Source organism: Methanosarcina sp. WWM596 (assembly GCF_000969965.1).
GTDB lineage: Archaea > Halobacteriota > Methanosarcinia > Methanosarcinales > Methanosarcinaceae > Methanosarcina.
Genome location: NZ_CP009503.1, coordinates 1,939,489 through 1,953,728, shown reverse-complemented (window position 1 = coordinate 1,953,728; position 14,240 = coordinate 1,939,489). Strand labels below are relative to the sequence as shown.

Below are 14,240 nucleotides of genomic sequence, written 5' to 3'. Positions count from 1 at the left end.
TTTGCCTGAAGATCCTGACTGATAACCCTTTCTGTTTTAGAATTTTGAAGGTTCAAGAGTTTTGGACTCTCAAACCTGAAGGTTTCAAATTACCAGCCCGAATATACTTATTATTCCCGTGGCAGTCAGGTCTACTGCAAGAGCCGCAAGCAAAAGCCCCATGAGCCTTGTAAAGACAAGCATTCCATTATATCCTATAAACTTGTGGATCCTCCTCGAGAAGAGGAAGATAAACAGGCAGAGTATGAATGAAAGTATAATCGATACGAGAACAATTGCTTTTTGTGGAACACCATTTGCCATTCCCATAAGAACAATTACTGTGCTGATCATACCCGGACCTGTAAGGAGCGGAAGAGCGATCGGAAAGACCCATATATCTTCCCGTTCCTGGGACTGAGTAATTTCTTCTTCAGTAATGCTTTCCCTTGAGACTTTTGCATGCATCATGTCAAATGCGATACTGAAAAGCAGGATTCCCCCCGCAACCCTAAGTGAATCAACACTGATGCTAAATAATTTAAGTATCACACTTCCTGTAATTGCAAAAAATAGGGCGATTATACATGCAAGAAACACGGCTTTTTTTGCGATTTCATTTTTTTCCTTGAAGGTCATCTTGCTTGTCAGGGAGATAAAAGTTACAACTCCGCTGATAGGGCTTATAACCACAAAAATAGATGAGAATACATAAATGAAAAACCCGATGTTTCCGTCTACCATTTTTTATCTCCTGCCCCTTAAAGGATCTCCAGGTTTTATATATAATTTGGCCGTTTTTATAGGGAGAAGTGTAAAACTCATGAAATCTTAATTTCATGGGATATAAGCGCCAACTTCCTCAACATTATTTTTGATATGTGTTGCTTTCATATGTACCATCGTCTAATATTATATTAGATTAAGGTATGTGAAAATCAAGCAACCTTTTTCCAAGAGTTCACCTTCAGGCTCGATGAGTCTTGAATAAATCCACTGTATCAAGTTCGTCTTCATGTAAAGCCTAAACGGACGAATGGACATAACTCAGTAGGATGGTATAGCTCGAATTAACGCTCGTGGAGATGTCGATGGTCTTCTATGGAGTGAGAAGCCGTTAAGTCTTTAGCTTAGGGGTAGTTCACATTAGTTACCTTTGAATTTTACCAGATTTTTTATATTCTGTTTATTTAACATTGAAATATAACAGTTAATGTAATATAAACTGGATGTTCTGAATAATCTGGATGTCCTGAGTTTAAATTTTTTTGGGAGTTTTATATTACGATACTTTGATGAGGAAGTAAGAAGATAACACTCTATCAGGAGAAGGCTCTATATTAGAGTATAAATCTTTGATGCAGATTGTAAACCCAATAATAAATAACAGTTCACGATAATAGTTCACGAGCTATATAAGCAAAGGCAGTGGTTCTGATGACCGGGGAAAAAATTGATAAAAAAATCTTTGAAGAGCTTAATTTCATAAAGAAACAGCTTGCAGAAATTAAGGAGCATATGGTAGATATAGATGCCCTGCTCTCTGCAGAAGAAAAAGAGCTTGTTTTCAGAAGTTTTGAAAATGAGGCAAGAGGAAGGCTTGTACCGTTAAAGAAGCTTGAAGAAATGAGGCTTTGAAATGTTCGAAGTTTTTTTTGATATCCCTGCACAGGATTTTATGATGAAGGCAGATGCTAGTACGCACTCCAGGGTAAAGGAAATCCTTGAAGAGCTTGCTTTTAATCCCGTTCCACTGGGAGCAAAAAGAATTATCGAAATCCAGGAAAAATTATTCAGGTTTCGATCCAGGCATTTAAGGCTGCTTTATAGGGTAGATTACGAAAAACTGACTCTTGTAGTTATAACAATAGAACCCCTGAGTCGCATGTACCGTTGAATTGATGGTAAGGGTTTTTACTGGCAATTTCTTCTTCTGTCTACTTTTCATTAAATTTAGTATGAGAGATGATGTTTGGACCACATGTAAACCTGATAACTATACATCCCACTTTCCACAGTAAATTTTTGCATATTCACAATTTTTCCTGCTATCGATTTTCAATAAAACGCGGATTTATTGGACTTTTATGCAGGAGGAAAAGCAGCTATATGGTGTATCATAGAGACAAAAAAACGATATCATTCAATTTCCACCAGGTTCCATTAAAAGTCCAAATTAATTTTATTTGTTTTAAAAACGCTATCAGAGAAAATATTGATTCTTGAAAAAATACTGCGGAATGTGGGATACATAATAATGAGAATTATTTCAAAATCACAATCAATAAAAATTATCAAAAATTAAATGTCGATCTCCGAAAGTAAGTCATAATATTCAGAACTGTAATTTGAAGAACCAATATTCAGAACTGTAATTTGCAGAACCAGGAACAATAATCTGATCATTAAAAGGTTTCTTACAAAACAGGTAGTTCCGACTCATCCTGACGCAGGAGCCAGTAAAAGGTCAGATGCAGGTCAGATGCAGGTCAGATGCAGGTCAGATGCAGGTCAAATGCAGGGCGGTTATGTAGCTCCAGAAGATATAGCTTCATAGAGCTTCATAGTCGCAGGAATCAGAGATATCTTTTTAGTGTTAATAGACATATTTTCAGTGTTAATAGGCAAAAGAATAAGAAGCATGCAAGGGATTTGTGTTTTCGTGGAGATAATCTTTTGGTAAGTTACCTCAAAGGTATGGAAAATAGAAAAGAGGGAAGAGTGGGGGGTATGGGCATCTGAGAGTTTTGGAGTAGTTGGGGGGTGGGGGTATAAAAGTTGCTGGATGTATTAAAAGAGTAGTTTTCAGATGCCCTTAGAATATAATAATCGGCCATTTTATATAAAATCATCGTTATATTGATTTTTATTAACTCTCTGCAAGTAATGCGAATAAATAGCCAAAATAGCAGTACACCCCCTTTTTTAAAAAGTAAGCTTAATTTACGGTTATATAGGTAATACCAACCAGTTAACAAGGGTAACCTGATTTTTGCTTTTGATATTTTTGCGCTTTACTTTGATCTCCGGTTTCAAACTCCCATTTTACAGGTTTAGTCTATCCTTTCTTTTTTAGTCAATCCTTTCTTTTATCACTCTACCGGAATATCTTCTGTAAACCCATTCGGCAGCAAAACAGGAAACAATCGTAAATGCAAGCAGTCCCAGAGTGGGTTTTGAATGCAAGAATTCATAGTATGTCAGCACCACAAAGAAAATAAAACTGCTTAGAAGGGAAGCCCAAATCAGGTAGGATTTTGCCCCGGTTTCCTTTAGAAGGCGGAGGTGGGAAGCATTAACTGCTACATAAACTATGAGAATGGAAGCGCTGGCAAGCACGCCGATTCCTTCAAGCTTGAGAAAGTTTGCGCAGAGAATGACAAGACCTGAAGTGATAAAGAGCCCTTCTGTTCCTCTATTCCATAGTTTCCTTTCAAAATATTCGGGTAGTTCCCCCTCTCTTGCAAGCAGATAACTTACGTTTGCCCCTCCGTAAAGAGAAGCGTTGATTGCGGAAGATGTCGAAAAAAGGGCAGCTAGAGCCATTATTTTGAAACCAATGTTCCCCAGGAAAGGCTTTGCAGCAGCCGCAAGGGCATAGTCCTGTGCACTTTCAATTTCTGAGATAGAGAGGTTTCCTATCACTGCGAGGCTGACGAGTACATAGATAATAATAACCAGCCCTACGCTTAAATACAGAGCTCTCGGAAGGTTTTTTTCCGGGTCTTTCATATCTTCTGCTGCGTTGGTTATCAGCCCGAAGCCCTGGTAAGCAAGGAAAACCATTCCTGCCCCAAAAAAGAGATTTCTAGAAGTCGGCCAGGCTGAGATCGAGAGGTTTGCCGGGTTCATGTAAAAAAGACCTGCAAAGGCAAAAACCAAAAGTATGCCCACTTTTATTGAAACAATAAAAAGTTCTGATTTCCCCATGGCTTTTGCCCCTACAAAATTGATAGCTGTAAAAACAAAGATAATAGCCGTGGCAAAGACATTGTCCCAGACAGGAGCCGAACCTGCAGGCAGGAAGGTTACTGCATAGTACGAAAAACCTTTTGCATAGAGGGCAAGCCCGAAAACATAACCCACCCAGAGCAGGAGGTTGAGTCCCCCACTTAAAATTCCGTCTCCGAACCCTTTCAGGAGAAACTCCACCGGTCCGCCTGCAGAAGGATACCTGACCCCCATTTTTGCATAGGAATAAGTACTCAAAAGGGCAACAGCTCCTGCAATGATAAATGAAATGTATACCGCATTTCCGGAAATCCGGGCAGCTGTTCCGAAAATTGAAAAAATACCTGCTCCAACCATTGCTCCAACTCCTATAGAAGTTGCAGCCAAGAGGCCCATTGATTTTGTTCCTGCCATTTGAAAACCTCGGTTTATGACCCGATTTATTTTTTACTTCCTTCCTCTCTTCCTTTTTTCATTCTCTCTTCCTTTTTTCATTCTTCTCTTATCTATAAAAATCGATCCACTGTGACCAAACAGCTCGTAAAGCTTCACCTCTATAAGATCCATTAGGACAAACAATAGGGTTATGCAGTATACCAAACAAGATGAGAACCCTGAATTGATTGAAATTATACACTCTTGATAATGATAAAAAACAACTACCAAAAAGCAACTACCAGTATCTTCCTCAAAAAATATCAAAACCAAAACCCTAAAATAACCCCAAAATTCATTAAATAACAGGGAGAATAGCCATGACTAGCGAAACCGAAACTCTGGGATGTTGCCCTCGATTTAACCCCATCCCCTGGGATGGAAAAGTCTTTGAATGGAACAATAAAAAGTTCATCAAGGATTCCGTTACTACTCAGCATTACATGCCTCTAAACTTTGGGGAAGTAATAATGAGGATGAACGAAAAAGTCACCAGGGCTGGTGCAGAAACACCTGACTGGCTCTGTCTGTCGGACCATACCTCAGAAAGTAATATGGATCTTTACCTGGCTGTTGATAGAGAAGTGGATGGGGCTGAAAACGTAACCATGAGCGGGAAGTTCTTGACCAAAGTGTATGAAGGGGATTTTGAAAACACGGAAGGATGGTGCGGGGACTTTGAAGGCTATGCAAAAAGCAAAGGGCTTGAAATTAAGGAATGGTATATGTGGTACACTACCTGCCCCGCCTGTGCCGAAAAATATGGTAAAAATTACGTTGTTATTGTTGCCGAAGTTTAAAATAAAAATAGAGTCATAATACGAACTTCTGTACCTATCCCTGGTTTTAAATCCCTTAATTTTTAAAAAAAGACACGGAAAAAAATACTCAATCCAGATTTCATATCATATCCACGAAAAACACAGAACAAAAAGACTGTAGTCCTGTCGCTTTTTATTTTTCAGGCGGAACTCTATTCAGAAACAATGCTTCCAAAGATATATCCTTCATCCCGATGGAGAATTATAAAAGGATTTATATGAAACTGAAAGGTCAAACAGCTATTGTAACCGGCGGAGGAAGGGGGATTGGCAGGGCTATCTGCCTGGCACTGGCAAAAGAAGGAGCCGATGTTGTAATTGCCGCAAGAACCGAAAAAGAGATCAGAGAAACTGCCAGAATAGTTGAGAGGAATGGAGGAAGGTCTCTTGCAGTAAAGGCCGATATCAGGACGGAAGAAGATGTTAAGGGCTTAATTTCAAAGACAGTAAATGCTTTTGGGAGGATTGACATCCTGGTGAACAATGCAGGAGTAGCACACAATAAGTACCTTGTGGAAACCTCAACAGAGGAATATGATGAAATAATGGATACAAACGTGAAAGGAATTTTTTACTGCACAAAGTATGCCCTGCCCCAGCTGCTGAAACGGGGGAACGGCCGGGTCATCAACATAGCTTCAGAGGAAGGAAAACGTGGGGTTCCCAAGCTTTCGGTTTACTGCACCTCGAAATTTGCGGTAATAGGCCTGACCGAAGCCCTTGCCTACGAGATTGGAGGAGGGCTGCAGGTATATGCAGTCTGTCCTGCAGGTGTTGACACCCGGCTGTACCACACCATATACTCCGATGAGCCAACCCTCAAACCGGAAGATGTTGCAAGGCAGGTCCTTGCCCTCTGCCTGCCGGAAACTACTCTCCCTTCAGGCTCTTCAGTTGAGGTCTACAGCCCCCCTGTAAGGGTTGTTTAATTTAATGGGGATAAAGAGGAAACAACTCAGGAAATTAAAGGGGAAGCTGAGGAGGAAGCATGTTCAAAAACCGTAAAGATGCGGGAGAAAAACTGGCTAAAGCTCTTGAAAGGTACAGAACTGAAAACCCTCTTGTCCTTGCTATTCCACGCGGGGGCGTGGAAGTGGGGTTACAGGTTTCAAGGAGGCTGGGTGTTGACTTCTCCCTTATTATTGTAAGGAAATTGCCTTTTCCTGACAACCCGGAAGCCGGATTCGGAGCAATAGCCGAGGACGGAAGCACCTTTATTTTAGATAATGCCGGTTACTGGCTAGCCAGGGAAACCATTGAACAGATCAAACAGGAACAGATTGCTGAGATCGAAAGGCGTGTAAATGCCTTAAGGGGGGGAAATCCCCTGCCCGAAATTACAGGAAGAACCGTAATCCTTGTCGATGACGGGATTGCCATGGGCTCTACCATGCGGGCAGCTATTGAACTCTGTAGAGCCCGGAAAGCAGGAAAAGTTGTAGTTGCTGCACCTGTTGCCGGGAAAGAGATTGCAGAAACGATAGCAGAAGAAGCTAATGAACTCATTGTACTCGATATGCTTATCAATTTCAGGACTGTTGCTCAGGCTTATGAAAACTGGTATGATGTCTCAGATGAAGAAGTGCTTGACCTGCTCAGGGCAAGGATAAGTGAAAAAGAAGTGAACTACCACTCAGCTAAAGACTGAGTGACTTCTTGGTTCATTCCTCCCTCCATTGAGGGTAAGTCTCCAAGCTCTTCCCCACGTTCCGTAGGTGTTACAATCCAATTAGATTTTGATCTATGAGAGCGAATTTTTAGATATTGATAGCGGCATTTATGTCTTTATCATATTTTGTTTTACAATTAGGGCAAGTCCATTCGCATTTCAGCCGTGATAATGCCAAGGAAGCCAGCGCGCCTGCACTGAACAGGGGCGCTCCTGCAATGTTTTCGTACCACATGCGAGAATGTGATCTGTCAGCCATAGCAATCTGATTAACCAAGGAGGATAAGGATAGTTAAGAGTTACGTTGGGGGAGTGTGAGGAGTATTAGAGAGGATTATACGAATAACATACAAGCATTATACTAACAACAGGCGAACAACAGACAGACTATCCAGCCGTCAGTATTTATTCCTTTGATTCCTTGCCTTTAACTTGTCGTGGTGGGAAAACTTTATAGTTCATATAGCTTTAGCAGTGTTGACGCTGGAGTTTTTGTATATATTTCACAACTTGGTAAAGGGTAAATATTATTTGCTTAATCTAAAAAGTATCAATCGACTTTCTTACCATGAAAACAATCATGAAAATATTTATAATTAAAAGTGAAATGGCTGTTGTATTAAACCCATACATTTCTTATGCATGCGGTTTTCAGAAATCTCTTCGGCAAGCTCTGGTTATAAAGTGTTCTCTTAGTTAAGAGAGTGTGCCATTATATGAATAGATATATTTATATATTATATGTGTGATGTAGAGGTATTGAAAATAAAGAGACGTATAATCATCTGTTGTTAAAAAACCAATTTTTGTTTTTAAACAAAGGGTTCTATACAATCTTATTTTTAAACTATTAACAAAAACTAAAACCAAGGTGAAACAAGAATGGCTTTTAATGACAGAAACTTCAGAGGAAATTCTAATTCTAATTTCGGCGCTCCCAGAGAAATGCACAAAACAAAATGTTCAGATTGTGGTGTTGAAACCGAAGTACCTTTCAAACCTGATCCGGAAAGACCGGTTTACTGCAGGGATTGTCTTCCTAACCACAGGACACCCAGAGAAAACCGCAGATACTAAACTCAATTTTCACATCCCGATTTCACTTCGGGGTCACAGAAAATCAAAGATTTCCAGAGAGTTGTGATTACATCGCAACAGTTCGAGGTCCGTTTTGCTTTTGCTCAAGCGGACTTACGCTTTTACTTTTTTTAATATACCTCAGATCTGAAATATACTTTTGTTTTCCACTTCATCGATCAATTCAATTGGAGATGTTTTTTAGATTACCAATGCGATTTTTTGCATGGTGAAACTGTTTTGAAATTATATTGGTAGGTTTTTCAAGTAGACCATGTTTAAGAAGCCATCAGTAAATAGGCTGTTATCTTCCCTGTAAACCATGTCTAAAAAGAGTTCTCTCATTTGAGATAGAGCATATATTTGTATAGATACATTTATATAATTTGACTGTATTGTATAGGTGTTGAAAATAAAGGGACATATAATCTGTTATTAAAAACCAACTTTTGTTTTTAATCCAAGGGATATACAATCTTGTTTTTAAACTATTGACTATCCGCTAAAGTGGAGGTAAACGAAAATGGTTTTTAAGGACAGAAATTTCAGGGGAAATTCCGGAGGTTTCCGCGGTAACAGTGGACCAAGGGAAATGACAAAAGTGACCTGTTCTGACTGCGGTGTTGAGACCGAAGTACCGTTCAAACCCACCGAAGGCAGGCCAGTATATTGCAGGGAATATCTTCCTAACCACAGGATATTCCAAAAATAATCTGCATCGGGTATTAATTTAGTAATTAAGTGTACATTAACACCTGATTCATTTTTTCCTTTTGTTTTTTGGTTTACTCTCTTTGTTTCTTTACTTATTTCCACCTCATCCGGCAGGGAAAAGTAAGGATAAACCGGCATTGAGAATGTGAACCGGTATGAATTATTCAACACAAAAATTATAAAAAAAATAATCACAGTTTATCAAGGAGGAATTAACCTGGCTAATTACAGAAGCACTATTAGAAAAAGAAGATTAGGAACCACAAAACCAGTAAACTCAAGAGATACCCCTGAAGTATCCAGGGTACGAATCCCTCGCAAGGACAGAAATGAAGTCCTGGCAACAGTTGCGTGTTTACTTGGCTCGAAAAGAGTAACACTTCAATGTATGGATGGGATTGTCCGTATGGGCCGGATTCCTGGCTCTAAAAAGAGGAGGATGTGGATCCGCGAAGGCGACGTTGTCATAGCTAATCCCTGGGAAGTTCAAAACTCCAAAGCCGAAGTAACCTGGAAATATACAAGGCCCCAGGTAGAATGGCTTGAGCGAAAAGGCTACATTAATAACTGATTTAAATTTAAATATCAGAATGAAGATGTTGAAAGATGTTGAAAGATGTTGAAATTTCTTTTACCCCCTCTTGTTTCTATTTTAATATATTTTTCCTGCCAGCGGTCTGCTGGAATCTCTCCTGAATCTTATTACAGAAATCGAGAACTCAAAAACCAGTGATCTTTTACGGATTTGAAAAGAGCACTTTGTAGGGCCGATATATTTTGTTTTATCGGATAATCCGCCGGAATTGGGATTTCAGGCAGTTTATCTTGTTCCATAAACCCTGATCACAAACCCTGATCACAAACCCTTATCATAAAACCTGATCACAAAGCCTGCTCACGAAGTTTTCTTCTATTCAAAAGAAAACATGTTTACTATTATTATGAAAAATTTATATATTTTAAGTGCAATGTATGTGTATTGAAAATAGATGTATAACGATCTGTTGTTAAAAACCAATTTTTGTTTTTAACCAAAGAGTAGTATACAATCTTATTTTTCAGCAATAACTAACAACTAAAACCAGGGTGAAACAAAGTGGCTTATAATGACAGAGGAAGTAGGGGAAGAGACAGCAACCGCGGAGGTTTCGGAGCTCCCAGGGAAATGCACAAGACAAAATGCTCTGATTGTGGTGTTGAAACCGAAGTACCTTTCAAACCTGACCCGGAGAGACCCGTTTACTGTAGAGAATGTCTTCCTAAGCACAGGAAACCCAGAGAAGATAGATACTAACCCGAATTTCGCGTCGGTCGAGTTGCGGCTCTGCAGGAAGCTGCCCTTTTTGTATCGCTCAAGAGGGCTAATTTAGGGTTATAAAGTGAACTTCGCTCAAGCGGACTTACACTTTTACTTTTTTTATAATACATCCACCCCGGAATCATCCTTTTCTCATAACTCGTGACCTTTACTTATTTCATTGGGGTGATCCGAAACTGGCCCACCGAATACGAAATGAAAAATCTTCCCCCATTCCCAATCAGTTGAAATGTATTTTTTCTACCAGCAAACTACTCAATCTCCCCCGAATACTTTTGCTTAAAAAAAGGAACTTAAAAACCCGTGATAATTTATTTCTGATGGGTACATAGCTTGACTTTGTCAGATACAACATCGTCGAATTAATCGATTTTCGTAACAATTCAGGTAGCCTTTGAAAGGCTACAATTTTTCCTCTTTTCGAGGAAAAATTGCATATAAATTGAATCCTATTTTGTTTCGTTATTATGCTTACACGTGAAGAGATCCTCGTTATCTATGAAGCTGGTCCTGAAGCTGTAATTTCTGTAATCCAGAGACTTGAAACTATCATAGAAGAACAAGCTATTCGAATTGCTGAACTAGAAGAACGTGTAAGGATTTTAGAATCTCGCTTAAATCAAAATAGCAGAAACAGCAGTAAACCTCCTTCTACTGACTTTTCAGTCAAAGAAAAACCTAATCCCAAGAGTCTCCGGAAAAAGAGTGGGAAGAAACCTGGAGGTCAAGAAGGTCATCCAGGCACAACTCTTGATATGGTTAATGATCCTGATTAGGTAATTGAACATTCTTTGACCTGCTGCAAAGAATGTGGACATACTCTTGAGGATGTTGAAGTTGAAGCTTATGAGAGAAGACAAATTTTTGATATTCCTCCTGTAAATCTAATTGTTACGGAACATCGAAGTCAGATTAAGACCTGTACTCACTGTGGAAAATCAAATAAAGCTTCTTTTCCAGAATCTGTGAAATATCCCGTCCAGTATGGTCCTAATATTTTAGCTTCAGCAATTTACTGTAAAAACTACCAGTTTATTCCCTATAAAAGGATTTTAGAGTTTTTTGATGACGTTATGGGGATAAAAATCTGTTCTGCTACGATAATCAGAGCAGAAAAAGAATGCTTCCGGAATTTAGAGGAGTTTGAAAATGTGAGTCAGGAGAGGTTAATAACTTCTCCTGTAATCCATTGTGATGAAACTGGGATGAAAATTGAAGGAAAAAGGCATTGGCTTCATGTAGCTTCTAATGACAAATACACCTGTTATTTTGCTCACTCAAAAAGAGGATCAGAAGCAATTAATGCCATGGGAATTCTTCCAGAGTTTAAAGGAATAGCAGTTCATGACGGATGGAAACCCTATAACAGTTATGAATGTGATCATGCTCTTTGCAATGCTCATCTCCAGAGAGAACTTACTGGAATTGAGGAGAACTATAAACAGCAATGGGCTAAAGAGATGAATGAACTGTTAACAGAAATGAAAAAGTATACTGATGAGTGTAAAGAGCAGGTCAAAGATCTGGACTTTGAGCAAATTAAAGTGTTAGAAGAAAGGTTCGATGCTGTAGTCATGAAAGGGATTGAAGAAAATCCACCTTCTCTAAACCCTGAAAAACAAGGAAAACGTGGTAAAAATCCAAAAACAAAAGCAAGGAACCTACTTGACAGGTTTATAGAAAACAAAAAACAGATCCTGAGATTCCTCAATGACTTGAGAGTTCCGTTTGAGAATAACCAAGCAGAAAGAGACATAAGGATGATGAAATTACAGCAGAAAATATCAGGAACTTTCAGAACTATACAAGGAGCGGAAGCTTTCTGCAGAATTAGAGCTTATATCTCAACCATTAAAAAGAACGATTTACCTGTTATAGACGGTATTCTCGCGGCGCTCAAAGGAGCGCCGCTATTATTCTGAGAATTTCAGCATTTTGCTGAAAAAACATACTTTTTTATCAGTGGCTGAATAGTTACCGATTTTCTTTAATTTATCGAGTGTCCTTTTCACTTCAACTTTCGAATTAAGTTTCAATGCTGTTTCAAAATGTTTTATTACCTCGGCGTCATTTGCCTGATGGGGAAAGCCTCATAAAAACCTGAAACTGAAATGAATTAGTTATAAAAATAGTTAAGTCAGTATTTAGAATAAATTTGGATATGAAGCGAGGTAAAATTAGAAGTAAAAATAAAAAATCTAACTCATAATGACCGTTTTTATTCCATTTACGACTTTCTTATACCAATTTAGAAAATATGATATGACTGGTATTCTCAGAATACAATCAAAATAATATTAGCTCAATGAGATAACTATATATAATAAGTAAATGTAGTTTATAGTAGATACAATAAAAAAAGAACTTAACAGTGGGGGAATACAACATGAGAATAAGAGTAGTTAGTTCCAGAGAAGAAATCTTTACACTTAATCCGAATGAGCGTCTTGTTCACCTGGCTTTCAGGCCTTCGAACAAGGACATATTTGAACTGGTAGAAACCTGCCCGAAGATTGAGGTAATCCAATTACCTAAATCTTACATGCGTACAGTCTCAAAGTCCATAGAAATGTTCCTTGAAATGCAGAGAGTCCAGCTTATCGAAGGAGATGTCTGGGGACACAGGAAGGATATAAACGAGTATTACGCAATTCCCTCTTCAGTAATTGAAAAGATTAAGGAGATGAAAATCGAAGGTAAATCCACTGAGGAGATTGAGAAAAAGGTTTCAAGGGAAAGCAGGTTGAACCCTGGAATGGTTGTATATATCCTGAACAAGGAAACTCCTGCCTGAATTCAAATAGAATAAAACATTTTGGCAGGTGTTTTGCTGGAGATTAGATCGGCTAGAAATGGGTTGAATCTTCCGTTCCCTAATCTCCAACTTTACATAGAGGAATATCTGGAAAATTGCTGCTGAAAGGGTTTCAACTTTTAGATCAAGAAATTGAGTGAAAATTCCTCTCAAAATTTGGCGCTGAAAATTTTACGATGGCTAACCATTAGCTACTTTTACAACTCTACCCTGTCTATCTGATCAATCTTTTATCCCATAAGGCGAGAATACCCTTTCCTCAAAACTCTGAGTTTTGCGAAGAATTCAGGGAGGGGGAGTAAACTCCTTTATTCGCTCAGAAGAACAACAGGTTTGATCAGATCTCTTGGTTTATCTTTCATGAGCAAGAGAGCCTCTTCCATTTTGTCAAATCCTTCGAATACATGGGTGGCCATTTTTTCTGGTTTTATTCTTCCATAGGTACATAGGTCTGCCATTCTTTCCATTCTCAGACGACCTCCGGTTGTCAGACCACCACGTATGTCTTTGTGAGACATACCCGATCCCCATTCAATACGTGGGATAGGAAGTGTGTCTCCGGTGCCGTAGTAGTTGACGTTTGAGACCGTGCCTCCGGGTTTTACAATTTTGACCGCATCCGATATTGTATTTTCATTTCCTCCTGCTATGATAACAGAATCCACACCTTTTCCATTCGTCTTTTCAAGAACCTGTCCAACAAGTCCACCTTTTCTGTAATCAACAATTTCAGATGCCCCGTATTCCAGAGCAAGATCAACACAGACTTTCCGACTTCCTACTGCAATGAGCCTGCCTGCACCAAGAATAGATGCACCTGCCACTGCCATCAGACCAACAGGACCTATTCCAATAACTGCAACTGTAGAGCCCGTTTTAATATTTGCCATTTCTGCACCCTGTATTCCAGTAGTCGCCATATCTGAGAGCATGACAGCCTGTTCGAGAGGCATTCCTTTTGGAAGTAGAGCTAAATTCATGTCTGCATCATTTACATGAAAAAATTCTGCAAAGACTCCACTTTTGAAGTTTGAAAACTTCCATCCAGAAAGCATCCCATTTGAGTGCATAGGCACTCCATCCTGTGCTTCCATGGACCGCCAGTCAGGTGTAATTGCAGGAACAATTACTTTATCGCCTGGTTTGAAGTCTTTGACCTCTGATCCGATTTCTTCTATAACACCTACAGCTTCGTGTCCTAAAACCATGTTTTTACGGTTTCCAAGCGCACCTTCCCAGACAGTATGAATATCTGATGTACACGGCGCGACTGCAAGAGGCCTCACGATTGCATCATATGGGCCTGCAGAAGGTCTTTCAGTATCAATCCAGCCTACTTTTCCAATTTCAAGCATTGCAAATCCTTTCATATTATTACACCAACCTTTTCAAAATAATTCTTTTTCAATGTTTTTTATAGTAACCCGCGTATTAATCTGCTTTACTGGTATTTATAAGTAC

The 14,240-nt window shown here is 39.1% G+C and carries 13 protein-coding genes and 2 pseudogenes; 11 read left to right on the top strand and 4 right to left on the bottom strand.

What is annotated here, in order from left to right; all coding sequences use genetic code 11:
- Window positions 1-84 precede the first annotated feature (84 nt).
- Window positions 85-723 (bottom strand): MarC family protein, encoded by a 639-nt coding sequence (locus MSWHS_RS08635; protein WP_048127942.1) that lies wholly within the window; start codon window positions 721-723, stop codon window positions 85-87.
- 693 nt (window positions 724-1,416) lie between these two features.
- Here MSWHS_RS08635 and MSWHS_RS08630 point away from each other — a divergent pair.
- Complete coding sequence (locus MSWHS_RS08630) at window positions 1,417-1,617, top strand: hypothetical protein (protein ID WP_048127944.1); 201 nt, start codon at window positions 1,417-1,419, stop codon at window positions 1,615-1,617.
- A gap of 1 nt (window position 1,618) precedes the next feature.
- Window positions 1,619-1,876 (top strand): type II toxin-antitoxin system RelE/ParE family toxin, encoded by a 258-nt coding sequence (locus MSWHS_RS08625; protein WP_048127946.1) that lies wholly within the window; start codon window positions 1,619-1,621, stop codon window positions 1,874-1,876.
- A 1,175-nt stretch (window positions 1,877-3,051) separates the two neighbouring features.
- On the opposite strand, the gene MSWHS_RS08620 is transcribed toward MSWHS_RS08625, so the two are convergent.
- Window positions 3,052-4,344 (bottom strand): APC family permease, encoded by a 1,293-nt coding sequence (locus MSWHS_RS08620; protein WP_048127948.1) that lies wholly within the window; start codon window positions 4,342-4,344, stop codon window positions 3,052-3,054.
- A gap of 341 nt (window positions 4,345-4,685) precedes the next feature.
- Between MSWHS_RS08620 and MSWHS_RS08615 the strand changes: the two genes are divergently transcribed.
- The 3 genes from MSWHS_RS08615 to MSWHS_RS08605 all read left to right on the top strand — a co-directional run bounded on the left by MSWHS_RS08615 (window position 4,686) and on the right by MSWHS_RS08605 (window position 6,834).
- Window positions 4,686-5,165 carry a hydrolase gene (locus MSWHS_RS08615; protein ID WP_048127950.1) on the top strand — a complete coding sequence of 160 codons (480 nt, stop codon included), beginning with the start codon at window positions 4,686-4,688 and terminating at the stop codon, window positions 5,163-5,165.
- Window positions 5,166-5,404: 239 nt separating this feature from the next.
- Window positions 5,405-6,115: an SDR family NAD(P)-dependent oxidoreductase gene (locus MSWHS_RS08610; RefSeq protein ID WP_048130358.1), complete on the top strand. Its 711-nt coding sequence runs from the start codon at window positions 5,405-5,407 to the stop codon at window positions 6,113-6,115.
- A gap of 59 nt (window positions 6,116-6,174) precedes the next feature.
- Window positions 6,175-6,834, top strand: a complete 660-nt coding sequence (locus MSWHS_RS08605) for a phosphoribosyltransferase (protein ID WP_048127952.1) — start codon at window positions 6,175-6,177, stop codon at window positions 6,832-6,834.
- Between the two features lie 109 nt (window positions 6,835-6,943).
- Here MSWHS_RS08605 and MSWHS_RS22305 read toward each other — a convergent pair.
- A pseudogene (locus MSWHS_RS22305) lies at window positions 6,944-7,009 on the bottom strand (zinc ribbon domain-containing protein); the annotation flags it as partial.
- 728 nt (window positions 7,010-7,737) lie between these two features.
- On the opposite strand from MSWHS_RS22305, the gene MSWHS_RS08600 reads away from it, so the two are divergent.
- The 6 genes and pseudogenes from MSWHS_RS08600 (at window position 7,738) to MSWHS_RS08570 (ending at window position 12,758) form a co-directional block, all read left to right on the top strand.
- On the top strand, window positions 7,738-7,932 hold the full coding sequence (locus MSWHS_RS08600) for a CxxC-x17-CxxC domain-containing protein (protein WP_048127954.1): 195 nt from the start codon (window positions 7,738-7,740) through the stop codon (window positions 7,930-7,932).
- Between the two features lie 523 nt (window positions 7,933-8,455).
- Window positions 8,456-8,644 carry a CxxC-x17-CxxC domain-containing protein gene (locus tag MSWHS_RS08595; RefSeq protein ID WP_048158934.1) on the top strand — a complete coding sequence of 63 codons (189 nt, stop codon included), beginning with the start codon at window positions 8,456-8,458 and terminating at the stop codon, window positions 8,642-8,644.
- A gap of 240 nt (window positions 8,645-8,884) precedes the next feature.
- Complete coding sequence (gene eif1A, locus MSWHS_RS08590; protein WP_048130359.1) at window positions 8,885-9,217, top strand: translation initiation factor eIF-1A; 333 nt, start codon at window positions 8,885-8,887, stop codon at window positions 9,215-9,217.
- 525 nt (window positions 9,218-9,742) lie between these two features.
- Window positions 9,743-9,940, top strand: coding sequence for a CxxC-x17-CxxC domain-containing protein (locus MSWHS_RS08585; RefSeq protein ID WP_082088090.1), 198 nt, complete (start codon window positions 9,743-9,745; stop codon window positions 9,938-9,940).
- 491 nt (window positions 9,941-10,431) lie between these two features.
- Window positions 10,432-11,886 (top strand): annotated as a pseudogene (tnpC, locus tag MSWHS_RS08575) (IS66 family transposase).
- Window positions 11,887-12,350: 464 nt separating this feature from the next.
- On the top strand, window positions 12,351-12,758 hold the full coding sequence (locus tag MSWHS_RS08570; RefSeq protein WP_048127961.1) for a DUF1699 family protein: 408 nt from the start codon (window positions 12,351-12,353) through the stop codon (window positions 12,756-12,758).
- Between the two features lie 329 nt (window positions 12,759-13,087).
- Here the strand turns inward: MSWHS_RS08570 and MSWHS_RS08565 are convergent, their stop codons facing one another.
- Entirely contained in the window at window positions 13,088-14,149 is a 1,062-nt protein-coding gene (locus MSWHS_RS08565; protein WP_048127963.1) for an NAD(P)-dependent alcohol dehydrogenase, read from the bottom strand.
- Between the last annotated feature and the right edge of the window lie 91 nt (window positions 14,150-14,240).